We start from the raw sequence: 21,776 nt of genomic DNA on the forward strand, positions 1-21,776 counted from the left end.
GCCTCCCCGTCACCGTCCCCGAGCCGCTCCCGAGGCGGTACGGGCCGCCCCTGCAAGCCGTGGGAGCTGTACTGCATCCCCGACGACAGCGGCGGTGTCGACGGCGGCAGCGACGGCTCGTCCGGCTCGCCGAGCCCGTCCCCCTCGGTGCGGCCGGGGCGCCCGGGCGGCGTCACCAGCTGGGGCGGCAGCACGGGCTTCACGGGCTGACCCCGCCGCCCCTCGTGCCACGGAGGGCCGCCGCACCGGTTGCGGCGGCCCTCCCGCGCGTCCGGCGGCGTACGGCAGGATGAGCGCATGACGAAGGTGCACGAGGGCCGGCTCGTCCTTCCCACCCGGGAGGACGAGGTCGCCGCGGCCGGCAGCGAGTTCATCGGCGGGCCGATCGGCCGCCACGCCAGGCTGGGCGGCCACTGGCTCCACCCGGTGCGCGTGGTGGCGCTGACCGCGATCGGGATGTTCGCGCTCGGCATGGTGCAGAAGCTGCCCTGCTACAACTGGGCCTGGTTCCGCGGCGCGGGCTCCCAGTACACCCACGCCTGCTACTCGGACATCCCGCACCTCTTCGTGGCCCGGGGCTTCGCGGACGGCCTCACGCCGTACTTCGACCGGATCCCCGGCGACATGGCCTACCTGGAGTACCCGGTCCTCACGGGACTCTTCATGGAAGTCGCGTCCTGGCTGACCCCGGGCGGCGGCTCCATGCAGCACCGTGAGCAGATGTACTGGATGGCCAACGCGGGCATGCTGATGGCCTGCGCCGCCGTCATCGCCGTGTGCGTCGCCCGCACGCACCGCAGCCGGCCCTGGGACGCGCTGCTCTTCGCCCTCGCCCCGGCGTTCGCGCTCACGGCGACGATCAACTGGGACCTGCTGGCCATCGCCCTGACCGCGGCGGGCATGCTCGCCTGGTCCCGGGGCCGGACCCTCCTCGCGGGCGTCCTGATCGGCCTGGCGACGGCCGCCAAGCTCTATCCCGTGCTGCTGCTCGGGGTGCTGTTCGTGCTGTGCTGGCGGGCCGGGAAGTGGCGCGCCTTCGGCGCGGCCGCCCTCGGCGCGGCCGCGTCGTGGCTGGTGGTGAACCTGCCGGTGATGCTGTTCGCCTGGGAGGGCTGGCAGAAGTTCTACACGTTCAGCCAGGAGCGGCCCATCGACTTCGGCTCCGTGTGGCTGCTGATCTCGCAGCGGACGGGGAACCCCCTGACCGACGCGAACACCTACGCGACGGGTCTGACGCTGCTGCTGTGCGCGGGCATCGGGCTGCTGGCGCTCACGGCCCCGCGCCGTCCGCGCTTCGCGCAGCTGGCGTTCCTGGTGGTGGCCGTCTTCATCCTGGCCAACAAGGTCTACTCGCCGCAGTACGTGCTGTGGCTGATCCCGCTCGCGGCGCTGGCCCGGCCGCGCTGGCGCGACTTCCTCGTGTGGCAGGCGTGCGAGGTCATGTACTTCCTCGGGATCTGGCTCTACCTGGCCTACACCACCAGCGGGGACAAGCACCAGGGGCTGCCGCCCGAGGGCTACCAGCTGGCCATCGCGGTGCACCTGCTGGGGACGCTGTACCTGTGCGCCGTGGTGGTCCGCGACATCCTGATGCCCGAGCGGGACGTCGTGCGCCGCGACGGCTCGGACGACCCGTCGGGCGGCGTCCTGGACGGCGCCGGGGACGTGTTCACCCTGTCGGACGCCCTGCGGGGTCAGCGGCACGTGGAGCCGGAGCAGCGGGTCGAGTGGGGCGCCGCCCGCGGCGGATGACGGAGCGCGCCCGGCGGCTGCCGGGCGGGTACGGGCGGCGGGCCCGGGGCGGACGGCCCCGGGCCCGCCGCCTCTTACGCGTCGAGGAGGCGGTCGAACTGCGTCGTGGTGTGCCGCAGGTGCGCCACGAGTTCGTCGCCGACCTTGGGCTCGGGCGCGTCGGAGGGCACGAACAGGATGGAGACCTGCATGTGCGGCGGCTCCGCGAACCACCGCTGCTTGCCCGCCCAGACGAACGGCGAAAGGTTCCGGTTGACGGTGGCCAGGCCGGCCCGGGCCACGCCCTTGGCGCGCGGCATCACGCCGTGGAGGGCCTTGGGGGCCTCCAGGCCGACGCCGTGCGAGGTGCCGCCGGCGACCACGACGAGCCAGCCGTCCGAGGCGGCCTTCTGCTGGCGGTAGCCGAACCGGTCGCCCTTGGCGACGCGGGTGACGTCCAGGACGCTGCCGCGGTAGGCGGTCGCGTCGTGGTCGCCGAGCCACAGCCGGGTCCCGATGCGGGCCCGGAAGCGGGTCTGGGGGAACTGCGCCTGGAGCCGGGCCAGGTCCTCGGAGCGCAGGTGGCTGACGAACATGGTGTGCAGCGGCAGGCGGGCCGCCCGCAGCCGGTCCATCCAGCCGATGACCTCCTCGACCGGGTCCGAGCCGTCCGGGCGGTCCAGCGGCAGGTGCAGGGCGAAGCCCTCCAGCCGCACGTCCTCGATCGCCGCGGCCAGCTGGCCCAGGTCCTGCTCGGAGATGCCGTGGCGGCGCATGGAGCTCATGCACTCGATGACGACGCGGGCGCCGACCAGGCCGCGGACCCCGTCCAGGGAGGACACGGAGCGGATCACCCGGTCCGGCAGCGGCACCGGCTCCTCACCCCGCCGGAACGGGGTGAGGACGAGCAGGTCGCCGCCGAACAGGTCCTTGATGGTCGCGGCCTCGTAGGTGGTGCCGACGGCCAGGATGTCGGTGCCCAGCCGGGTCGCCTCCTCGCAGAGCCGCTCGTGGCCGAAGCCGTAGCCGTTGCCCTTGCAGACCGGGACCATTCCGGGGAACTGGTCGAGGATCTGCTTCTGGTGCGCACGCCAGCGCGCGGTGTCGACGTAGAGCGTGAGCGCCATGCCCGTCCGGAGCCTCTCTGGAAACGGCTGCTGATGCAGCGGTGCGGTGGTGTGGGGGTGCGGAGCGTCAGCGCCGCGACATGTAGATGTCGAGCGCCTTGTGCAGCACCTTGTTGAGCGGGAAGTCCCATTCGCCGACGTACTCGACGGCCTCGCCGCCCGTGCCGACCTTGAACTGGATGAGGCCGAACAGGTGGTCGTTCTCGTCCAGCGTGTCGCTGATGCCGCGCAGGTCGTACACGCTGGCGCCCAGGGCGTACGCGTCGCGCAGCATGCGCCACTGCATCGCGTTCGACGGGCGCACCTCGCGCTTGTGGTTGGCGGAGGCGCCGTACGAGTACCAGACGTGCTGGCCGACGGTGATCATCGTGGCGGCGGCCAGGGCCTCGCCCTCGTGCTTGGCGAGGTAGAGCCGCATGCGGTTGGGGTCCTCGGAGTTGAGGGCCGTCCACTGGCGCTGGAAGTAACTGAGCGGGCGCGGGCGGAACTTGTCGCGCACGGCCGTGATCTCGTACAGGTGCTGCCAGGTCTCCAGGTCCTCGTAACCGCCCTGGACGACCTCGACGCCGGCCTTCTCGGCCTTCTTGATGTTGCGGCGCCACAGCTGGTTGAAGCCCTTGAGGACGTCGTCCAGCGAGCGGTTCGCGAGCGGCACCTGGAAGACGTAGCGCGGCTGGACGTCGCCGAAGCCGGCGCCGCCGTCCTCGCCCTGCTGCCAGCCCATGCGGCGGAGCTTGTCGGACACCTCGAAGGCGCGCGGCTCGATGTGCGAGGCCTCGACGTCGCGCAGCCGCTTGACCTCGGGGTCCTGGATGCCGGCCTTGATGGCGGCGGAGTTCCACCGCCGGATGACGACGGGCGGGCCCATCTTCACGGTGAAGGCGCCCTGCCGCTTGAGGTGGGCCAGCATCGGCTGGAGCCACTCCTCCAGGTTCGGGGCGAACCAGTTGATGACGGGGCCCTCGGGCAGGTAGGCGAGGTACCGCTTCACCTTGGGCAGCTGGCGGTACAACACGAGTGCGGCACCGACGAGTTCGTCGTTCTGGTTGAACCATCCGAGGTTCTCGGACCGCCACTCGTTCTTCACGTCGGCCCACGCCGGGACCTGGCAGTGGCTAGCCGAGGGCAGGCTCTGGAGGTATCCCAGATGCTGCTCTCGGCTGATGGTCCTCAGGGACAGGCTCATTCGGGGCGTCTCCTCCGGCGGCTTCGCTGGCTATGGCGCGAAGCCTACTGCGACAAGGGCGCCACCCTTCTGGGGGACGGGCCGGTCCCGCCCCCGGTCAGCGGCGGGCGCCCTGCCGCGGAGGTGCCCCGGTCAGCCCAGCCAGCCTCCGAAGAGCCCGCCGTGGGCCATGCCGAGGAAGAAGCCGAGGCCCGATGCGCCAAGGCCGATGATCAGCGCGAAGCGCTCGCGTGTCGTCTCGGAGATGAACTGTCCGTACCCGCCGGTCAGGATCCCGAAGAGGCCGGTCCACGAGGTGAGCAGGTGCAGGTCGTGGAAGAAGGCCGTGACGAACGACACGAAGCCGAGGACGAGGGTGGCCGCCATCAGGGCGTCCTGGACGGGGTGCGGCTTGCCGTCGGTTGCGAGCAGCGAGATCGACGACTGGGTGCGTACTGCCTGTGCCATCGGAAAAGCACCTCCTGGCTGGGGCGGAGGGTGCTGCGGGCTGGCCGCGGTCCGGCCGGGCATAGCACCGAGCACACCCGTTGCCTACAGATTGTGGCGCTCCGGTGCCGGATTTCAACCGGAAGGAGTCGGCGGGGTAGTCTGTACGGTCTGCGCGGTGTCTGCTCTCAGGCGCCGTGCGTACGCATCACGACCCTCCTGCCACGGAACGACCGTGGCCGCTGAGTCCAAAGGAGGTGGGTTCCACATGCGTCACTACGAAGTGATGGTCATCCTCGACCCGGATCTCGAGGAGCGCGCTGTCGCCCCGCTGATCGAGAACTTCCTCTCCGTCGTCCGTGAGGGCAACGGAAAGGTCGAGAAGGTCGACACCTGGGGCCGTCGCCGTCTCGCCTACGAGATCAAGAAGAAGCCCGAGGGCATCTACTCGGTCATCGACCTGCAGGCCGAGCCTGCGGTCGTCAAGGAGCTCGACCGCCAGATGAACCTGAACGAGTCGGTTCTCCGGACCAAGGTCCTCCGCCCCGAGACCCACTGAACCCCGGTTCAGCGGTAATCGGGTTCGAGTAGCACAGCAGCCAGCAGCAATCCCCGCCGAGAGGTTCATCCATGGCAGGCGAGACCGTCATCACGGTCGTCGGCAATCTCGTCGACGACCCCGAGCTGCGCTTCACCCCCTCGGGTGCGGCGGTCGCGAAGTTCCGTGTCGCGTCCACCCCCCGCACCTTCGACCGCCAGACGAACGAGTGGAAGGACGGCGAGAGCCTGTTCCTGACCTGCTCGGTGTGGCGGCAGGCGGCTGAGAACGTCGCCGAGTCCCTTCAGCGGGGCATGCGCGTCATCGTGCAGGGCCGGCTGAAGCAGCGGTCGTACGAGGACCGTGAGGGTGTCAAGCGCACGGTCTTCGAGCTGGACGTCGAGGAAGTCGGCCCCAGCCTGAAGAACGCCACGGCCAAGGTCACCAAGACCACCGGTCGCGGCGGCCAGGGTGGATACGGCGGAGGCCAGCAGCAGGGCGGCGGCGGTGGCTGGGGCGGAAGCTCCGGCGGTCCGCAGGGCGGCGGAGCTCCCTCCGACGACCCGTGGGCGTCCAGCGCGCCGGCCGGCGGCCAGCAGCAGCAGGGCGGCGGCGGTGGCTGGGGCGGAAGCTCCGGCGGCGGCTACTCGGACGAGCCTCCCTTCTAGGGAAGCTCGCATCCCCACTTCTTGATCACACAGGAGAGACACCATGGCGAAGCCGCCTGTGCGCAAGCCGAAGAAGAAGGTCTGCGCGTTCTGCAAGGACAAGACCGCGTACGTGGACTACAAGGACACGAACATGCTGCGGAAGTTCATTTCCGACCGCGGCAAGATCCGTGCCCGCCGCGTTACCGGCAACTGCACGCAGCACCAGCGTGACGTCGCCACGGCCGTGAAGAACAGCCGTGAGATGGCGCTGCTGCCCTACACGTCCACCGCGCGATAAGGAAAGGGTGACCGACACATGAAGATCATCCTGACCCAGGAGGTCTCGGGCCTCGGTGCCGCCGGCGACGTCGTCGACGTCAAGGACGGCTACGCTCGCAACTACCTGGTCCCGCGTGGTTTCGCGATCCGTTGGACCAAGGGTGGCGAGAAGGACGTGGCGCAGATCCGCCGCGCCCGCAAGATCCACGAGATTGCGACCATCGAGCAGGCCAACGAGGTCAAGGCCAAGCTCGAGGGCACGAAGGTCCGTCTGGCCACCCGCTCGGGTGACGCCGGCCGCCTCTTCGGCTCCGTGACCCCGGCCGACATCGCCACGGCGATCGAGGCTTCCGGTGGTCCGAAGGTCGACAAGCGCCGCGTCGAGCTGGCTGCTCCGATCAAGACCCTCGGTTCGTACCAGGTCTCCGTGCGTCTGCACGCCGAGGTCGCCGCGAACGTGGGCGTCGAGGTCGTCGCCGCCTGAGTGCCGCGTACGAAGGGCCGCACCTCTCGGGGTGCGGCCCTTTGCCGTGTTTCACGTGAAACATGCGTCGGCTGTCAGCGGGTCGCCCCGGCGACGGCCCAGCGCCCGGAGCGGGTCCGCAGCTGGAGGGTCGCCATGCGGACCAGCATCATCAATGTCATCGCCATCCACAGGGCCATGAGGCCGCCGCCCAGTACCGGTACGAGCAGGGCGGCCGGGGCGAACACCGCCAGGGTGGCCAGCATGGCCCAGGCGAGGTAGCGGCCGTCCCCGGCCCCCATGAGGACGCCGTCGAGGACGAAGACGATCCCGGCGACCGGCTGCGAGGCGGCCACGACGAGCAGGGCCGGCAGCAGCGCCTCCTCCACCGCGGGGTCGGTGGTGAAGAGCGGGACGATCAGTGGGCGGGCGGCGGCCAGCAGGAGGCCGAGGACGGTGCCCGAGACAATGCCCCACTGCACCATGCGGCGGCACACGGCCTTGGCCCCGTCGGTGTCCCCGGCGCCCAGGTACCGGCCGATGATGGCCTGGCCTGCGATGGCGATGGCGTCGAGGGCGAAGGCGAGCAGGCTCCACAGGGAGAGCAGGATCTGGTGGGCGGCGACATCGGCGTCGCCGAGGCGCGCGGCCACGAACGTGGCGATCATCAGGACGGCGCGCAGGGAGAGCGTCCGCACCAGCAGGGGCGCGCCGGCCTGCGCGCAGGCCCGGATCCCCGCCGCATCGGGGCGCAGGGAGGCCCCGTGCCGGCGGGCACCGCGGACGACCACGACGAGGTAGGCGCCGGCCATGGCGAACTGGGCGAGGACCGTGCCCCACGCGGAGCCCGCGATGCCGAGGCCGGCCCCGTAGACGAGGGCGGCGTTCAGGCCGGCGTTGAGGGCGAAGCCGCCTACGGCCACGTAGAGCGGGGTCCTGGTGTCCTGCAGGCCCCGGATGACTCCGGTGGCCGCCAGGACCATCAGCATCGCGGGGATGCCGAGCGCGGAGATCCGCAGGTACGTCGTGGCGTACGGGGCGACGGTGTCGGAGGCGCCCAGGAGCGAGACCAGCCGGGGCGCGGTGGGCAGGACCGCGGCGGCAACGGCCGCCCCGAGCAGCAGGGCGAGCCAGATCCCGTCCATGCCCTGGCGGATGGCGGCCTTGAGGTCACCCGCGCCGACGCGCCGGGAGACGGCCGCGGTGGTGGCGTAGGCGAGGAACACGAACACGCTCACCGCGGTGGTGAGGAGGGCGGCGGCGATGCCGAGGCCGGCCAGCTGGGGGGTGCCGAGGTGCCCCACGATGGCGCTGTCGGCCAGCACGAACAGGGGCTCGGCGACGAGTGCACCGAAGGCCGGGACGGCAAGGGCGAGGATCTCGCGGTCGTGCCGTCGCGGGGTCGCCTTCCGCGGTTCGAGGGCTTGGGTCATGGGCTCAATCTAATCTTCCACAGGTAATAGACGCAAGGGCGTTCAGATCCTTACCTGTGGATGTGCTCGGGTGTGCGTGGCACCTCGTCCGAGGCGATCTGGGGGAAGGTGCCGAGATTTTTCTCCGGCGTGGGCTGTTGTCGAAGAAAATGCAGGTCAGGGCTGTGGCAAGGGGTGATGGGTGATTTTGTCCACAGCGCTGTCCCCCGGTCCGTGCACAGCTTCGGGCGAGTTACCCACAGCATTGGCTCGGTCGTCCACATCTCATCCACACAGCCTGTGGATAACAAGATTGGCTGATGCCGCCTCCGGGCCTACCGTTGTGCGTTGCCCGACCCGCCGCGAGCGGATCGGGTGTCCCGAATGTCAGAGCCGTGCCGTACGAAGACCGGCACGGCGAGGTCCGCGCTGCGGACGGGAGGAGGCGGCCCGGTGAGTATGCCCGAGCCCACGGACGACCCCTGGGCCGACAGCGGTCCGGGTGACCGTCTGCCCACCCGCTCGCGCCGCGGCGGGGACGGCCGCGGCCGCGGGGACGAGCAGCGCGGGGACGCCCGCGAGGGCGGCGCCTGGGACGGCGGCGGCTTCGAGCGGGTCCCGCCCCAGGACCTCGACGCCGAGCAGTCCGTGCTCGGCGGCATGCTGCTCTCCAAGGACGCCATCGCGGACGTCGTCGAGATCATCAAGGGCCACGACTTCTACCGGCCCTCCCACGAGACGATCTACCAGGCCATCCTCGACCTGTACGCCAAGGGCGAGCCCGCCGACCCGATCACGGTCGGCGCCGAGCTCACCCGGCGCGGCGAGATCGGCAAGGTCGGCGGCGTCTCCTATCTCCACACACTGGTCCAGTCGGTCCCGACGGCCGCGAACGCCTCCTACTACGCGGAGATCGTCCACGAGCGCGCCGTCCTGCGCCGCCTGGTGGCGGCCGGTACGAAGATCACGCAGATGGGGTACGCGGCCGACGGAGACGTCGACGAGATCGTCAACAGCGCCCAGGCCGAGATCTACGCCGTCACGGAGCAGCGCACCTCCGAGGACTACCTTCCGCTCGGCGACATCATGGAGGGCGCGCTCGACGAGATCGAGGCCATCGGCTCGCGCAGCGGCCAGATGTCCGGCGTCCCGACCGGCTTCACCGACCTCGACTCCCTCACCAACGGCCTGCACCCCGGCCAGATGATCGTCATCGCCGCCCGTCCCGCCATGGGCAAGTCGACCCTCGCCCTGGACTTCGCGCGCGCCTGTTCCATCAAGAGCAACCTGCCCAGCGTCATCTTCTCGCTCGAGATGGGGCGCAACGAGATCGCGATGCGCCTGCTGTCCGCGGAGGCCCGGGTGGCCCTGCACCACATGCGCTCCGGCACCATGACCGACGACGACTGGACCCGCCTGGCCCGCAGGATGCCCGACGTCTCGGCCGCCCCGCTCTACATCGACGACTCCCCGAACCTGTCGATGATGGAGATCCGGGCGAAGTGCCGCCGCCTCAAGCAGCGCAACGACCTTGCCCTGGTGGTCATCGACTACCTCCAGCTGATGCAGTCGGGCGGCTCCCGCCGGCCCGAGAGCCGCCAGCAGGAGGTCTCGGACATGTCCCGAAACCTCAAGCTCCTCGCAAAGGAGCTGGAGGTGCCCGTGATCGCGCTCTCCCAGCTGAACCGAGGCCCCGAGCAGCGCACCGACAAGAAGCCGATGGTCTCCGACCTGCGTGAGTCCGGCTCCATCGAGCAGGACGCCGACATGGTCATCCTGCTGCACCGCGAGGACGCGTACGAGAAGGAGTCGCCGCGCGCCGGCGAGGCGGACCTGATCGTGGCCAAGCACCGAAACGGTCCGACCGCGACGATCACGGTGGCCTTCCAGGGCCACTATTCGCGGTTCGTGGACATGGCCAACACGTAGCATCCGGGGCATGGACGCCCTTCCTGACGAACTGCACCTGCTCCCCGCAACCCGGCGCGCGCTGCTCCACCGGATCGCCGCGGCCCAGAGCGAGGGCCGGGCGCCCTCGCTGGTCGCCGCGGTGGCCCGCGGGGGCGCGGTCGTCTGGGAGGGTGCACGCACGTCGGCGGAGGGACGCGGCCCCGACGGGAACGTGCAGTACCGGATCGGCTCCATCACCAAGACGTTCACCGCGGTGCTCGTGATGCGCCTGCGTGACGAGGGGCTTCTGGCCCTGGCCGATCCGGTCGAGAAGCACCTGCCGGGAACCGGTGCCGGCGAGGTGACCGTCGCCCAACTGCTGTCCCACACGGGCGGGCTGGCCGCCGAGACCCCCGGAGAGTGGTGGGAGCGCTCGTCCGCGGCGCTCCGCCCGGAACTCGCGGACGTGCTCGGAGAGGAGCCCTTCCGGTTCGAGCCGGGCCGCCGCCACCACTACTCCAATCCGGGCTACACACTGCTCGGTTCGCTCGTCGAAGCGCTGCGGGGCAAGCCGTGGGAGGAGGTCCTCCGCGCGGAGGTGCTGGAGCCCCTCGGCCTGGACCGCACCACGGTGCAGCCCCAGGCGCCGTATGCGGACGGCTGGGCCGTCCACCCGTGGGCCGACGTGATGCTTCCCGAACCCGCGGAGGACCTGGGCCTGATGGCCCCGGCGGGCCAGCTGTGGTCCACGACCCGGGACCTGGCACGGTTCGGGCAGTTCCTGATCCACGGCGACGACCGCGTCCTCGACGCGGCGGCGGTCGCGGAGATGGCCGTCGCGGCGTCGCCGCCGGAGCCGGGGCTCGCCGACCTCGGGTACGGGCTGGGCCTGCAGCTCGTGCAGAGCGGCGCCCGGCGGATCGCCGGACACAGCGGCTCGCTGCCCGGCTTCGTCGCCGGCCTGTGGCTGAGCGCGGCTGACGATGTGTCGGCGGTCGTGCTCGCCAACTGCACGTCGGGCCTGCCCGCTGCGACGGTCGCGGCGGAGCTGCTGCACCTCGTGGCCGAGGCGGAGCCGCGGATCCCCGCCCCGTGGAAGCCCTTCGCGGAGGCGGACCCGGTGGCCCTGGAGGTGTGCGGTCCCTGGTACTGGGGGACGGCCGCGCACGTGGTGCGGCTGCGCTCCGACGGCCACCTGGAGCTCGGCCCGGTGGCGGTGCAGGGCCGAGCCGCCCGGTTCCGTCCGCGGCCCGACGGCAGCTGGGTCGGCCTGTCCGGCTACTACGCGGGCGAGACCCTCCGTGCCGTGCGCGGGCCGGACGGCGCGGTGAGCCACCTCGACCTCGGCTCGTTCGTGTTCACCCGGCAGCCCTACGATCCCGAGGCGCCCGTCCCCGGCGGAGTGGACCCGCAGGGCTGGCGCGGCATCGGCTGAGCCGCAGTCGGTCAGAGGGCGAGCTTGAAGCCGACGTGGGAGGCGGTGAAGCCGAGCCGCTCGTAGAAGCGGTGGGCGTCCTTGCGCGTCACGTCCGACGTGAGCTGCACCAGCCGGCAGCCCTCCTCCCGGGACCGCTCGACCGCCCACTCGATGAACCGGGTGCCGAGACCGCTGCCCCGTTCGTCGGCGTGGACGCGGACGCCCTCGATGACCGAGCGCATGGCGCCCTTGCGGGACAGGCCCGGGATGAAGGTCAGCTGGAGGGTGCCCACCACGCGACCGTCGCGGACCGCGACCATCACGTGCTGGTTCGGGTCCGCGGCGAGCTGCCGATAGGCCGCCCGGTAGGGGGAGAGGTCGTCCGGCGACTCGCGCGCGGCGCCCAGGGGATCGTCGGCGAGCATGGCGACGATGGCCGGAAGGTCCTCTTCGGATGCCGGGCGGATGACGGCCTCGGGCAGGTCGGACACGGGGTTTCCTTTCTCAGCCGGCGGCCACGGTGAGCGGGGCCCAGCGTCGGGTCCAGTCGCCGGGAAGGGAGGGGAGGGTGCGGGTCATGACCGCGTTGAAGGCGACGGTCTCCAGGCCGTGCTGCCTGAGCCAGGCGATGAACTCCTCGTGGCGTACGTCGACGTCCGTGCGCAGGGGCCGGTCGGTCAGGGCGGCGAGCGCGGTCGTCAGGGCCTTCGCGGCCTCGGTGTCCCGTGCGATCAGCGGGCCGATCACATGGGTCTCCATGTTGGGCCACATGGCCGCGTAGCCGATGAGCCGGCCCGCTCCGTCCTCGGCGACGAGCAGGCGGTCCGCGAACGCCGGAAGCCGCGTGACCATGTGGGTGCGGTCGGCTCCGAAGACCTCGGTGTCGAGGCGCACGATCCGCGGAATGTCCTCGCCGGCGGCCGGGCGCACCACGGCCGCGGCCGGATCCGTCCCTGCGGGGCCGGGGCGGAAGGAGCCCCTCAGCATTTCGGCCCGCCCCGTCGCGGCGAAGCCGAGTTCCTCGTAGAGGGGCCGGCCGTGGGGCGTGGCATGGAGGGTGAGCGGGACATCCTTCAGGACGTCGTCGCAGACATGGGTCATCAGCCGGCGTCCGAGGCCGCGGCGGGCGTACCGGTCGGCCACCAGGACCATCCCGATCGCCGCCAGTTCGGGCTCATCGGGGGCGGGTCCGTACGAGGTGACGACGCAAGCCGCGGCGAGCCCCGCTCCGTCGGGAGCATCGATGCCGTATCCGGCGCCTGCGGCGAGGAGGAGTCCCCACTTGTGGTCCTCGCGCGGCCAGCCGCGGTCTTGGGACAGGTCGGCGCAGCGGCGGAGGTCGTCCACGGTCAGCGCCCGGATCGGCAGGTCGGTGAGGTGTGGTGGTGTCACCCGGCCAGACTGGATCATCGAGGGAGGGGCGTCCAGGGGAATTCGGCCGAAGTTCGCCGGTGAACCGGCTGATGTTTCACGTGAAACCTGGCGGTGTTTCACGTGAAACCACGTCCGGGTTTCCCGTGGAACCCGCCGTTTCACGTGAAACCAGCCGTTAGCCTCCCTGGCATGACGCGCCTGCACCTGTTCGACCTCGACGGCACCCTGATGTACGGATCGGCGGCGCCGGTCGAGATCTCCCGGCAGCTCGGCCTGGGTGCCGAGATCGCGGAACTGGAACGGGCCTTCAGCGCCCGAAAGCTGGACCCGCCGCAGTTCTCCCTCGCGGTGCACGCGCTGTGGGCGGAGCTGACGACGGCGCATGTCCGTGCGGCCTTCGACGGCTCCCCCTGGCTGTCGGGCATCCAGGAGGTGTGGTCGGAGATCAGGGAACGCGGCGAGTTCTGCGCCGTGGTCTCGCTGTCACCGTCGTTCTTCGTTGAGCTGCTGCTGGAGTGGGGCGCGCACGCCGCCCACGGCTCGCTCTTTCCGCAGGTCCCGTTCATCGGCCCGATGGATGTGGCGGGCATCCTGACGCCAAAGGACAAGGTCACTGTGGCGGACCGGCTGTGCGAGCGGTTCGGGCTTGCCCGGACCGACTGCGTGGCGTACGGGGACTCGGCGACGGACGAGGTGCTCTTCGAAGCCGTGCCGGTGTCGGTTGCGGTCAACGCCCGCCCGTTCCTTGCCGAACGGGCGACGCACGTCTACGAGGGCCGGGACCTCAGGGAGGCCTACCAGCTCGTGGCCGCGGCACGCCCGGGAGTCGCAGCATCTTAGGAGGAAAGAGCGTAGGGAACGCTGACTTTCCCCAATCCCCCGCGGGTGTTTTCGATCGGCTGGCAGGCTGTGGGACCCGGAACCACGGATCGAAGGCCGTGGCGTGCTTGTCGACCGAGATGCTCGAAGCGAGGCACCGCATGGACGCTCCGCCCACCAGACCGGCCAGACCCGCGACCCGGATACCGCCCGGGAGCGGTCGGGCCGAACCGTCCCCGGATGCACTGCTCATCCGCCGGACGCTGGAGGAGATCGCCCCCGTCGCCGACCGGGTGACGTCCTACTTCTACGCCCTGGTCTTCACCCGGCACCCGGAACTGCGGGACATGTTCCCCGTCGCGATGGACACCCAGCGCGATCGGCTCCTCAAGGCGCTGCTGACCGCCGCCGAGCACATCGACGACCCCGGCGTGCTCACCCCCTACCTGCGGCGCCTGGGCACGGGCCACCGCAAGTACGGCACACAGCCCGCCCACTATCCGGTGGTCGGCGAGGCGCTGATCGGCGCGCTGGCCCGCCACGCGACCGCCAGCTGGGGAGCCGAGGCGGAAGCGGCGTGGGTGCGGGCGTACACCGCCATTTCCCAGACGATGATCGACGCGGCTGCCGAGGACGAGCGGACGTCCCCTGCCTGGTGGCACGCGGAGGTCGTCTCCCACGAGCTGCGCACCCCGGACATCGCGGTGCTGACGGTCCGCCCCGATCAGCCGTACCCCTTCGTGGCAGGCCAGTACACGAGCCTGGAGACCCCGTGGTGGCCCCGGGTCTGGCGCCACTACTCCTTCGCCTCCGCGCCGCGGGCCGACGGGCTGCTCTCCTTCCACGTGAAGGCCGTGCCAGCGGGCTGGGTCTCCAATGCCCTGGTGCGCCACGCCCGGCCGGGCGACGTGCTCCGGCTCGGCCCCCCTGCCGGCTCCATGGTGGTCGACCACAGCACCGACAACGGCATGCTCTGCCTGGGCGGCGGCACGGGGATCGCCCCGATCAAGGCACTGATCGAGGACGTGGCTGAACACGGCGAGCGCCGGCCGGTGGAGGTCTTCTTCGGGGCGCGCAGCGACGGGGACCTCTACGACAAGGACACCCTGCTGGGCCTCCAGCGCTCGCACCCCTGGCTGTCGGTGCGCCCGGTGGTCGGCGAAGGGCTGGCCGGGCAGCTCCCCCAGGCCGTGGGCGAGCACGGGCCGTGGAGTTCGTACGACGCTTTCGTCTCGGGGCCGCCGGCGATGATCCGCAGCGGGGTGGACGAGCTGCGGCGGATCGGCATCCCGCAGGACCGTATCCGCTACGACGCGGTCGGCGACCTGGTGGGCGCGGCCGGCTGACGCCCTGGCCCCCGGAACCGGCCGGCCGCATGGGCTCAGCCCAGATCGGGCGCGTGCATGGCCCGGACCCCCTCGATGTTGCCGTCGAGGTAGTGGCGCAGGGACAGCGGGACGAGGTGGACGGCGGCGATGCCGACCCGGCTGAACGGCACGCGGACGATCTCGTACTCGCCCTCGGGCTGGTCGACCTCGGGGCCGTGCCGCTGGCCCGGGTCCATCGCGGCGAGGCGGCAGACGAAGAAGTGCTGCACCTTCACCCCGGTCACGCCGCCCTCGGCAATGTGCTCGACGGTGTCCACGAAGCAGGGCACCACATCGGTGATCTTGGCGCCGAGCTCCTCGTGGACCTCGCGGTGGAGGGCGTCGACGACGGTGGCGTCGGTGGGCTCGACGCCGCCGCCGGGAGTGAGCCAGTAGGGGTCGACGCCGGGCTTGGTGCGCTTGATGAGGATCAGGTCGTCACCGTCGAGCAGGATCGCGCGGGCGGTGCGTTTGACCACGGGACGTTCGGTCATGGGGAAAGAGTGGCCCGGGACCACGGTTCTGAAACGCGCCGGCGGCCGGAATGCGCCGGTTCACCAGTGCGCCGCCGCCCCCACCAGCAGCTCGTGGGCGCGGGACAGGTGGGCGAGTGCGAGGCTTCCGGTGCGGACGACGAGGAACCAGGTGCGCAGCGGCGGGACGGGAGGCTCGGGCAGGGCGACGACCTCGCCCCGGTCGAGGGCCTCCCGGCACAGGTAGCGGGGCAGTACGGCGAGCCCGGCGCCCGCCCGTACGCACTCCAGCACGGCCCGCAGGTCGGGGACGACGACGGTCGCGGCGTCGGGCCGGGTGTCGGGGCGGCTCTCGAAGACGGCCGCCCAGTACCGCGTGGCCAGCGGCATGCTCTCGTGCACTTCGATCAGCGGAATGCCGGCGAGGGCGGCCGGCCCGGTGTCGCGCAGCCGTTCCGGGTCGACGAGCGCCGCCCAGTACGGGGCGGCGACCAGGAGGTGCTCCTCGTCGCAGAGGGCGGTGGCGGTGAAGAGGCCGCCGCGCGGTCGGACGGTCGTGGTGACGAGGTCGTGGTGGCCGGAGGCGAGGCCGTCGAGGGCTTCTGCTGCGTCGGTCCGCAGAGCCGTGCGCAGGGTGTGGCCCTGGCCGACGAGCGGAGCGAGCGCGGGCAGGACCCGCAGGGAGAGGAACTCGGGCGGACCGGCGAGGTGCAGCGTCCGCTGGGCGCCGGCCGCCTCCCGCTCGGCCTCGGTGATCCGCAACAGGGCGTCGAGGTGCGGGGCGGCCTTGTGGGCGAGCTCGTCGCCGACGGCGGTTGGCGTGACGCCGCGGGAGCGCCGGTGGAACAGGGGGCGTCCCAGCTGGCGTTCGAGCGTCCGGATCTGCGAGGTGACGGCGGGCTGCGACAGCCCGAGCAGGGCGGCGGCCCGGGTGAACGAGCCCGCCCGGTGCACGGCCACGAAAGTGCGCAGCAGGGCCAGGTCCATGGCGGCCCCTCTCGGTGGGCCTTCCACTATAAATATGCCGATAGGCCCCTGTCGCTACGGTGATTGGACTCTGACGCAGGGTCAACTAGCCTGGAACGCGTGGTTCTTGCGTGGAACCCGAAGGCGGTCCGAGCCAGGAGGGGGGAGGCTCGGACCGCCTTCCGCGCCTGCTCAGGACGCGTCCGCGGCCGCGTCGTCGAGGGCCCGCAGCACGTCCGCGACCAGGTCCACCCCGTCCTCGATGCCGGCGGAGAAGCGGATGAAGCCCTCCGGGACGGCGTCGCCGCCCCACCTGCGCCGCCGTTCCGCGGTGGACCGGACGCCGCCGAAGCTCGTCGCGTCCTCGACCAGGCGCAGTGCCGCCATGAACCGCTCGGCGTGGGCCCGGTCGGGCAGCGTGAAGGAGACGACCGAGCCGAAGCCCTGCATCTGGCGGGCGGCCGTGGCGTGCGAGGGGTCGCCGGGCAGTCCCGGGTGTCGGAGCCCGGTGACCTCGGCCCGTCCGGCCAGGGCCTCGGCGACGGCCAGGGCGTTGGACCACTGGCGGTGGGTGCGCAGTTGGAGGGTGGCCAGGGAGCGGTGGGCCAGCCAGGCCTCCATGGGGCCCGGGATGGCGCCGATGATCTTGCGCCAGCGCCGGATGCCCGCTGCGAGTTCCGGGTCGCGGCAGACGACGTAGCCGAGCAGGACATCGCCGTGGCCGGTCAGCCCCTTGGTTCCGCTGGCCACGGAGAAGTCGGCGCCGAGCTCCAGCGGCCGCTGCCCGAGCGGGGTGGCGAGGGTGTTGTCGACGGCCACCAGGGTGCCGCCCGCCCGTGCCGCCTCGGCCAGGCGCCGTACGTCGCAGACGTCCAGTCCGGGATTGGAGGGCGTCTCGATCCACAGCAGCCTGGCGCCGTCCAGGGCGGTGAGCTGGGCGTCGCCGCCGGTGGGGGCGGTGCGGACGCGGACCCCGTACGCCGCGAGCTGCTCGCGGATCAGGGGCAGTGCCTGGTAGCCGTCGTCGGGCAGGACGACGGTGTCGCCGGCCCGGGACTGGGAGAGGAGGACGGCGGAGACCGCGGCCATGCCGGAGGCGAAGACCACGGTCTGCGCGCCGTCCGCGCCGGGCGCCTCCAGCTCGCCGATGGCCTGCTCCAGCAGGGTCCAGGTGGGGTTGGTGTCCCGCCCGTAGGTGTACGGGCCCTCCACCTCCCCGGGGAGGTGGAAGTGGGCGGCGAAGACGGGGCCGGGCAGCGGCGGCTCGTTCTTCACCGGCTCCGGAAGGCCTGCGCGCACGGCGCGGGTGCCCTCCCCCGCCGGGGCGGGTGCGGGGGCCCGGCCCTCGGTGCGGTCGTTCCCGATCATGCGTGTGCTCCTTCGCGGTGGGCGGGCCCTGCGGCCGGTCAGTCCTTGTCGGGCAGGGCCAGGTTCACTGCCCATGACACGACGGAGATGATCAGGCCGCCGAGGAGGGCGCTCCAGAAGCCCTCGACGTGGAAGCTGAGGTCGAGCTGCTTGGCCAGCCAGGACGTCAGGAGCAGCATGAGGGCGTTCACGACGAGGGTGAACAGGCCCAGGGTGAGGACGAACAGCGGCAGCGACAGGAACTTCACGACCGGCTTGACGATGAGGTTGACCAGGCCGAAGACCAGGGCGACCAGCACCAGGGTCAGCGTCCTGTGCCCCAGGGAGCTGGAGTGGTCGTCCAGCGTGATGCCGGAGACCAGCCAGATGGCCACGGCGAGGGCGGCGGCGTTCGCCAGCGTCTTGACTACGAAATTCGTCATGTGTCTGATCGTGGCAGAGAAGATCCCGCTGGGACATCGGCGGATCCGCCGATGCCGGGACGCGAGAACACGAGGGGCACAACGACGATGAAGGCCTTCCGGCTGGACGAGCTCGAGGCGGAGCGCCTCGCGAACGACGGCGCCTACCTGCAGTTCCTGCGCGAGCCGAACATGTCGGTCGGCCTGTACGCGCTCGACGCCGGCCAGAGCGACCCGCAGCAGCCGCACCGCCAGGACGAGGTGTACTTCGTCGTGAGCGGCCGAGCCTCGATCACGGTCGGGGAGGAGACGACAACGGTGGCCCGGGGCAGTGTCGTCTACGTGCCGGCCGGGGTCCCGCACAAGTTCCACCACATCAGCGAGGACCTGAAGGTGCTGGTGGTGTTCTCTCCGCCGGAGGCCTGACCGCTTGGCACCGGATCCGCGCAGGGTCCGCCTCCGGGTCGGGCCCCGGAGTCCCCTAAGGGCCGGATCAGGGGACTCCGGGGGCTCGCGGGCCCCCGCCGGCGTCCGCGCCCTCCTAGCATCGAGTCAGGAAACACGACCGTACGACGACATGCGACGCGCACGCGGCCACGCGGGCGGAAGAGGAAGAGGTCGAGCAATGGACGGCATCCGAGAGACGTTCGCCGGCATGCCCTGGTGGGTGAAGTGGGTTGCGATCCCCCTTCTGGTGCTGTTCGTCTTCGGCGGCGTCATCACGAGCATCCTCGGTGCCCTGATCGGGTTCGCCTTCAAGCTGCTGCTGTTCGCGGCGCTGGTCGGCGGACTGGTCTTCCTGGTGAAGAAGTTCGGCGGGAGCAGCACGAAGTCCTCCTCACGCGACTGGTAGCGGCGGCCGGGGCGGCTCCGCGGGGCGAGTGCGGCGTCCGCCGCGGTTAACCCGAGTGGGGGAACGTGGGGCACGCGGAAACTCGCGGCGCGCGCGACGGTGGATAGAGTCGCGCCTGTGCCGCTCCTGGGAGCGAACGCCGAAAGCACCGCTGTGACCTGCGGCTATGCCACTCATGGCCCGAGCATGACCCCCAGGACCCGCGGCGTGTGGCGGGGGCGGCCCCCGCAGGGCGGGCTCCCCTGGCCCGCCGCCAGGCCTGGGGGTGAGCTGTGTCTCCGGTTCACAATGCCGGTGTGTCCACGCTGATCGGTTCGGTGCAGCGGGCGCTGCGGCTGCTCGAAGCAGCGGGCTCCCACAGCGGGGGAGCCCCGGCGAAACAGCTCGCGCGTGAGGCCGGCCTCCCGCTGCCCACCGCGTACCACCTGCTGCGCACGCTCACCTACGAGGGATACCTGCGCCGCGAGGGCGGCGTGTTCGTCCTCGGGGCCGCGGCCGGACGGCTGGCGGGCGGCGGGATGCAGCAGAAACGTCGCAGCATGATTCTCGACTCGCTGGCCCACTTCCGCGACGCGGTCGGCGCCCCCGTGTACTTCGCGGTGTTCCGGGACGGGGAGATCGAGGTGGTGGGCGTCTCGGACACGCCCTCCGACCCGGCGGTGGAGGAGTGGGCGGACTTCCGCGCCACGGGCCACGCCCACGCGATCGGCCAGTGCCTGCTGGCCCAGCTCGACGAGGAGACCCGCCGGGACTACTACGACCGGCACCCCGTCGAGGCCATCACCCCGTACACGGTCAGGGACCAGCGCGCGCTGGAGCAGCGCATCGGATCGCTCGGCCGCATGCAGCCCGTGACGGAGCACCAGGAGTACGCGCTGGGCACGGTGTGCGCGGCCATCCCGATCACCGCAGGGGACGCCGCCGCGACCATGGCGATTTCTCTCCCCTTGCACCAGGCTGACAAGTTGCCCTGTGTAGTCGGACGACTACGGAGTGAAGTAGGCGCGCTGTTGAGCACCCTCTCGTTCTCTATCAGTATCTGAAAACTCACTCCTTGTGATCCGCGATGGCTTCCACCACCCTTGTCAAGAGGGTCTCGGGGGGTCATTCCTGGCCACTTCCACGACAGCGGGGTAGGCAATGCGCGAATCGGTTCAGGCAGAGGTCATGATGAGCTTCCTCGTTTCCGAGGAGCTCTCGTTCCGGATCCCGGTGGAGCTCCGGTACGACGCCGGCGATCCGTATGCGGTGCGCCTGACCTTCCACCTTCCCGGGGATGCCCCGGTGACCTGGGCGTTCGGGCGGGAACTCCTCCTCGACGGCATCAACAAGCCGTGCGGCGAGGGCGATGTGCACGTCGCCCCCACCTCTCCCGACGAGTTGTCGGACGTCCACATCCGGCTGCAGGTCGGCAGCGACCGGGCGCTGTTCCGGGCCGGCGCCGCCCCGCTCGTCGCCTTCCTCGACCGCACCGACCGGATCGTTCCGCTCGGGCAGGAGCGCAGCCTCGGCGACTTCGAGGGCAGCCTGGACGAAGCCCTCGACCGAATCCTGTCCGAGGCGCGGCAGAACGAGCAGAACGCGGGCTAGCCCGGCGGACGCGGCCGGATCAGCGCTTGCGCCGGCGCCCCCGACCGCCCCGGCCCGCCGCGGGTGTGCCGCCGGCGCCCTGGGAGCCGGGCCGGTCCGCGGAGACGACCAGCGCCGCCAGGGCCGTGGTCACCGGCACCGAGGCCACCAGGCCGATCGACCCCACCAGGGTTCGCACGATCTCCTCCGCGACGAGCTCGCTGTTTGCCACCGACCCCATGCTGCTGTTCGCGATCGAGAACAGCAGCAGCAGTGGCAGCGCCGCGCCCGCGTAGGCCAGGACCAGCGTGTTGACCACCGACGCGATGTGGTCCCGGCCGATGCGGATGGCCGCGAGGTAGACGGCCCGCGGTCCCATCGACGGATCCGCCTGGTGGAGTTCCCACACGGCCGACGTCTGGGTGACCGTCACATCGTCGAGAACGCCCAACGATCCGATGATGACGCCCGCGAGGAGCAGGCCGCTCATGTCGATCTCCGGGTAGAGGCCGTGGATCAGCCCGGTGTTGTCGTCGGTGTTGCCGCTGAGGAACGCCCAGTCGATGAACACCGAGCCCAGCAGGCCGATCAGCAGCAGGGACACCAGTGTGCCCAGGACCGCGACCGAGGTCCGGGCGGTCAGGCCGTGGCACATGTAGAGGGCGACCAGCATGATGGCACTGGCTCCGATGACCGCCACGAGCAGCGGATTGGCGCCCTGCAGGATCGCCGGCAGGATGAACAGCGTCAGCACGGTGAAGCTGATGGCGAGCGAGATCAGCGCGAACAGCCCGCGCATGCGGCCCACCAGGACCACGACGAGCGCGAAGAGGCCGGCGAGCACGGCCAGCGGCAGCTTGCGGTTGACGTCGATGACCGAGTACTGGAGGTCGCGGGGCGCGTCCGGGGCGTAGGCCACGACGACCTCCTGTCCGTCGGCCAACTGGCGCGGCGCGCCCGGCTGGACGATTTCGAAGAAGGTCCGCCCCTTGTCGGGCCCGGTGCCGACCTCGACCGTGGCCTTCTTGCAGGATCCGTTCTGCCGGGCGACCGCCTCGCGGCCCGAGGGGGTGGAGGTGTCGCCCGTCGGCGGCACCTGGGAGGCGTTCACCGATTTGCAGTCGACGGTCTCCAGCGCGACCACGCGGGCCTGCTCCGTCTGGCGGTCGAAGCCCACCCCGGAGCGCTCGTGCGCGGGAGCGCCGTTCGGCCAGAGCACGGCCATGCCGACGAACACGGCGGCGGCGAACGGGATCAGCACGGCGGCGATGACCTTGCGCAGGTGCTTCGAGACGGGCGCCGCCGGCCCGTGCCCGTGGCTGTGCCCGTGCCCGTGCCCGTGGCCGTGGGAGTGGCCCGGTTCGTGGGAGTGGCCGCGGCCGTTCGGTGCACGGCCGCCCGAGGGCGGGGGCTCGTGCGGATCGATGGGCTCGCCGGGGGGCGTCGTCGAGGGCGTCACCGGCTGAT

Annotated in this window: 24 protein-coding genes and 1 pseudogene; 14 read left to right on the plus strand and 11 right to left on the minus strand. The window is 71.4% G+C overall.

What is annotated here, in order from left to right; all coding sequences use genetic code 11:
- A pseudogene (locus tag EF903_RS33765) lies at positions 1-210 on the plus strand (hypothetical protein); the annotation flags it as partial.
- Positions 211-297: 87 nt separating this feature from the next.
- Positions 298-1,752, plus strand: coding sequence for a glycosyltransferase family 87 protein (locus tag EF903_RS00005; protein WP_125540510.1), 1,455 nt, complete (start codon positions 298-300; stop codon positions 1,750-1,752).
- 74 nt (positions 1,753-1,826) lie between these two features.
- Here the strand turns inward: EF903_RS00005 and EF903_RS00010 are convergent, their stop codons facing one another.
- The 3 genes from EF903_RS00010 to EF903_RS00020 all read right to left on the minus strand — a co-directional run bounded on the left by EF903_RS00010 (position 1,827) and on the right by EF903_RS00020 (position 4,491).
- A complete protein-coding gene (locus EF903_RS00010) occupies positions 1,827-2,858 on the minus strand; it encodes an alanine racemase (RefSeq protein ID WP_125540511.1) in 1,032 nt (343 codons plus the stop codon).
- A 67-nt stretch (positions 2,859-2,925) separates the two neighbouring features.
- On the minus strand, positions 2,926-4,044 hold the full coding sequence (locus EF903_RS00015; protein WP_125540512.1) for a peptidoglycan bridge formation glycyltransferase FemA/FemB family protein: 1,119 nt from the start codon (positions 4,042-4,044) through the stop codon (positions 2,926-2,928).
- Positions 4,045-4,176: 132 nt separating this feature from the next.
- Complete coding sequence (locus EF903_RS00020; protein ID WP_125540513.1) at positions 4,177-4,491, minus strand: hypothetical protein; 315 nt, start codon at positions 4,489-4,491, stop codon at positions 4,177-4,179.
- Positions 4,492-4,738: 247 nt separating this feature from the next.
- Here EF903_RS00020 and rpsF point away from each other — a divergent pair, with 247 nt between their 5' ends.
- The 4 genes from rpsF to rplI all read left to right on the plus strand — a co-directional run bounded on the left by rpsF (position 4,739) and on the right by rplI (position 6,421).
- A complete protein-coding gene (rpsF, locus tag EF903_RS00025) occupies positions 4,739-5,029 on the plus strand; it encodes a 30S ribosomal protein S6 (protein ID WP_003956532.1) in 291 nt (96 codons plus the stop codon).
- A gap of 71 nt (positions 5,030-5,100) precedes the next feature.
- Positions 5,101-5,676, plus strand: coding sequence for a single-stranded DNA-binding protein (locus EF903_RS00030; protein WP_125540514.1), 576 nt, complete (start codon positions 5,101-5,103; stop codon positions 5,674-5,676).
- Between the two features lie 43 nt (positions 5,677-5,719).
- Entirely contained in the window at positions 5,720-5,956 is a 237-nt protein-coding gene (gene rpsR / locus EF903_RS00035; protein WP_005315025.1) for a 30S ribosomal protein S18, read from the plus strand.
- Positions 5,957-5,974: 18 nt separating this feature from the next.
- On the plus strand, positions 5,975-6,421 hold the full coding sequence (gene rplI / locus EF903_RS00040; RefSeq protein ID WP_114058325.1) for a 50S ribosomal protein L9: 447 nt from the start codon (positions 5,975-5,977) through the stop codon (positions 6,419-6,421).
- Between the two features lie 74 nt (positions 6,422-6,495).
- Here rplI and EF903_RS00045 read toward each other — a convergent pair whose 3' ends face one another.
- Positions 6,496-7,833 carry an MATE family efflux transporter gene (locus EF903_RS00045; RefSeq protein ID WP_125540515.1) on the minus strand — a complete coding sequence of 446 codons (1,338 nt, stop codon included), beginning with the start codon at positions 7,831-7,833 and terminating at the stop codon, positions 6,496-6,498.
- Positions 7,834-8,265: 432 nt separating this feature from the next.
- On the opposite strand from EF903_RS00045, the gene dnaB reads away from it, so the two are divergent.
- Together dnaB and EF903_RS00055 are read left to right on the plus strand one after the other, a co-directional pair.
- Complete coding sequence (dnaB, locus tag EF903_RS00050) at positions 8,266-9,741, plus strand: replicative DNA helicase (RefSeq protein ID WP_125540516.1); 1,476 nt, start codon at positions 8,266-8,268, stop codon at positions 9,739-9,741.
- 10 nt (positions 9,742-9,751) lie between these two features.
- Entirely contained in the window at positions 9,752-11,137 is a 1,386-nt protein-coding gene (locus tag EF903_RS00055; RefSeq protein WP_125540517.1) for a serine hydrolase, read from the plus strand.
- 11 nt (positions 11,138-11,148) lie between these two features.
- Here the strand turns inward: EF903_RS00055 and EF903_RS00060 are convergent, their stop codons facing one another.
- Both EF903_RS00060 and EF903_RS00065 read right to left on the minus strand, forming a co-directional pair.
- The gene (locus EF903_RS00060) at positions 11,149-11,601 is read right to left on the minus strand and encodes a GNAT family N-acetyltransferase (RefSeq protein WP_125540563.1); all 453 of its coding nucleotides are present in this window, start codon (positions 11,599-11,601) and stop codon (positions 11,149-11,151) included.
- Positions 11,602-11,623: 22 nt separating this feature from the next.
- The gene (locus EF903_RS00065; protein WP_125540518.1) at positions 11,624-12,511 is read right to left on the minus strand and encodes a GNAT family N-acetyltransferase; all 888 of its coding nucleotides are present in this window, start codon (positions 12,509-12,511) and stop codon (positions 11,624-11,626) included.
- A 171-nt stretch (positions 12,512-12,682) separates the two neighbouring features.
- On the opposite strand from EF903_RS00065, the gene EF903_RS00070 reads away from it, so the two are divergent.
- Positions 12,683-13,333 carry an HAD family phosphatase gene (locus EF903_RS00070; RefSeq protein WP_125540519.1) on the plus strand — a complete coding sequence of 217 codons (651 nt, stop codon included), beginning with the start codon at positions 12,683-12,685 and terminating at the stop codon, positions 13,331-13,333.
- 140 nt (positions 13,334-13,473) lie between these two features.
- On the plus strand, positions 13,474-14,658 hold the full coding sequence (locus tag EF903_RS00075; protein ID WP_399419794.1) for a globin domain-containing protein: 1,185 nt from the start codon (positions 13,474-13,476) through the stop codon (positions 14,656-14,658).
- Between the two features lie 35 nt (positions 14,659-14,693).
- On the opposite strand, the gene EF903_RS00080 is transcribed toward EF903_RS00075, so the two are convergent.
- The 4 genes from EF903_RS00080 to EF903_RS00095 all read right to left on the minus strand — a co-directional run bounded on the left by EF903_RS00080 (position 14,694) and on the right by EF903_RS00095 (position 17,908).
- Complete coding sequence (locus tag EF903_RS00080) at positions 14,694-15,173, minus strand: NUDIX domain-containing protein (protein ID WP_125540520.1); 480 nt, start codon at positions 15,171-15,173, stop codon at positions 14,694-14,696.
- A gap of 60 nt (positions 15,174-15,233) precedes the next feature.
- Positions 15,234-16,139, minus strand: coding sequence for a LysR family transcriptional regulator (locus tag EF903_RS00085; RefSeq protein WP_125540521.1), 906 nt, complete (start codon positions 16,137-16,139; stop codon positions 15,234-15,236).
- A 171-nt stretch (positions 16,140-16,310) separates the two neighbouring features.
- The gene (locus EF903_RS00090) at positions 16,311-17,486 is read right to left on the minus strand and encodes a cystathionine gamma-lyase (RefSeq protein ID WP_125540522.1); all 1,176 of its coding nucleotides are present in this window, start codon (positions 17,484-17,486) and stop codon (positions 16,311-16,313) included.
- A 38-nt stretch (positions 17,487-17,524) separates the two neighbouring features.
- Complete coding sequence (locus EF903_RS00095) at positions 17,525-17,908, minus strand: phage holin family protein (protein WP_125540523.1); 384 nt, start codon at positions 17,906-17,908, stop codon at positions 17,525-17,527.
- Between the two features lie 87 nt (positions 17,909-17,995).
- Here EF903_RS00095 and EF903_RS00100 point away from each other — a divergent pair, with 87 nt between their 5' ends.
- The 4 genes from EF903_RS00100 (at position 17,996) to EF903_RS00115 (ending at position 20,330) form a co-directional block, all read left to right on the plus strand.
- Positions 17,996-18,313, plus strand: a complete 318-nt coding sequence (locus EF903_RS00100) for a cupin domain-containing protein (RefSeq protein WP_114058315.1) — start codon at positions 17,996-17,998, stop codon at positions 18,311-18,313.
- 199 nt (positions 18,314-18,512) lie between these two features.
- The gene (locus EF903_RS00105; protein ID WP_125540524.1) at positions 18,513-18,740 is read left to right on the plus strand and encodes a DUF5326 family protein; all 228 of its coding nucleotides are present in this window, start codon (positions 18,513-18,515) and stop codon (positions 18,738-18,740) included.
- Between the two features lie 305 nt (positions 18,741-19,045).
- Positions 19,046-19,783, plus strand: a complete 738-nt coding sequence (locus EF903_RS00110) for an IclR family transcriptional regulator (protein WP_125540565.1) — start codon at positions 19,046-19,048, stop codon at positions 19,781-19,783.
- A 97-nt stretch (positions 19,784-19,880) separates the two neighbouring features.
- Positions 19,881-20,330 (plus strand): SsgA family sporulation/cell division regulator, encoded by a 450-nt coding sequence (locus tag EF903_RS00115; RefSeq protein WP_125540525.1) that lies wholly within the window; start codon positions 19,881-19,883, stop codon positions 20,328-20,330.
- Between the two features lie 19 nt (positions 20,331-20,349).
- On the opposite strand, the gene EF903_RS00120 is transcribed toward EF903_RS00115, so the two are convergent.
- A complete protein-coding gene (locus EF903_RS00120; protein ID WP_399419799.1) occupies positions 20,350-21,768 on the minus strand; it encodes a YibE/F family protein in 1,419 nt (472 codons plus the stop codon).
- Between the last annotated feature and the right edge of the window lie 8 nt (positions 21,769-21,776).

This window comes from Streptomyces sp. WAC05292, assembly GCF_003949955.1.
In the GTDB taxonomy this organism is placed as follows: Bacteria; Actinomycetota; Actinomycetes; order Streptomycetales; family Streptomycetaceae; genus Streptomyces; species Streptomyces globosus.

Excerpts from the sequence above, each read along its gene's own strand:
- EF903_RS00005 (WP_125540510.1), top strand. The coding sequence starts at position 298 with ATGACGAAGGTGCACGAGGGCCGGCTCGTCCTTCCCACCCGGGAGGAC.
- EF903_RS00010 (WP_125540511.1), bottom strand. The coding sequence starts at position 2,858 with ATGGCGCTCACGCTCTACGTCGACACCGCGCGCTGGCGTGCGCACCAG.
- EF903_RS00015 (WP_125540512.1), bottom strand. The coding sequence starts at position 4,044 with ATGAGCCTGTCCCTGAGGACCATCAGCCGAGAGCAGCATCTGGGATAC.
- EF903_RS00020 (WP_125540513.1), bottom strand. The coding sequence starts at position 4,491 with ATGGCACAGGCAGTACGCACCCAGTCGTCGATCTCGCTGCTCGCAACC.
- rpsF (WP_003956532.1), top strand. The coding sequence starts at position 4,739 with ATGCGTCACTACGAAGTGATGGTCATCCTCGACCCGGATCTCGAGGAG.
- EF903_RS00030 (WP_125540514.1), top strand. The coding sequence starts at position 5,101 with ATGGCAGGCGAGACCGTCATCACGGTCGTCGGCAATCTCGTCGACGAC.
- rpsR (WP_005315025.1), top strand. The coding sequence starts at position 5,720 with ATGGCGAAGCCGCCTGTGCGCAAGCCGAAGAAGAAGGTCTGCGCGTTC.
- rplI (WP_114058325.1), top strand. The coding sequence starts at position 5,975 with ATGAAGATCATCCTGACCCAGGAGGTCTCGGGCCTCGGTGCCGCCGGC.
- EF903_RS00045 (WP_125540515.1), bottom strand. The coding sequence starts at position 7,833 with ATGACCCAAGCCCTCGAACCGCGGAAGGCGACCCCGCGACGGCACGAC.
- EF903_RS00055 (WP_125540517.1), top strand. The coding sequence starts at position 9,752 with ATGGACGCCCTTCCTGACGAACTGCACCTGCTCCCCGCAACCCGGCGC.
- EF903_RS00070 (WP_125540519.1), top strand. The coding sequence starts at position 12,683 with ATGACGCGCCTGCACCTGTTCGACCTCGACGGCACCCTGATGTACGGA.
- EF903_RS00075 (WP_399419794.1), top strand. The coding sequence starts at position 13,474 with ATGGACGCTCCGCCCACCAGACCGGCCAGACCCGCGACCCGGATACCG.
- EF903_RS00080 (WP_125540520.1), bottom strand. The coding sequence starts at position 15,173 with ATGACCGAACGTCCCGTGGTCAAACGCACCGCCCGCGCGATCCTGCTC.
- EF903_RS00085 (WP_125540521.1), bottom strand. The coding sequence starts at position 16,139 with ATGGACCTGGCCCTGCTGCGCACTTTCGTGGCCGTGCACCGGGCGGGC.
- EF903_RS00090 (WP_125540522.1), bottom strand. The coding sequence starts at position 17,486 with ATGATCGGGAACGACCGCACCGAGGGCCGGGCCCCCGCACCCGCCCCG.
- EF903_RS00095 (WP_125540523.1), bottom strand. The coding sequence starts at position 17,908 with ATGACGAATTTCGTAGTCAAGACGCTGGCGAACGCCGCCGCCCTCGCC.
- EF903_RS00100 (WP_114058315.1), top strand. The coding sequence starts at position 17,996 with ATGAAGGCCTTCCGGCTGGACGAGCTCGAGGCGGAGCGCCTCGCGAAC.
- EF903_RS00105 (WP_125540524.1), top strand. The coding sequence starts at position 18,513 with ATGGACGGCATCCGAGAGACGTTCGCCGGCATGCCCTGGTGGGTGAAG.
- EF903_RS00115 (WP_125540525.1), top strand. The coding sequence starts at position 19,881 with ATGCGCGAATCGGTTCAGGCAGAGGTCATGATGAGCTTCCTCGTTTCC.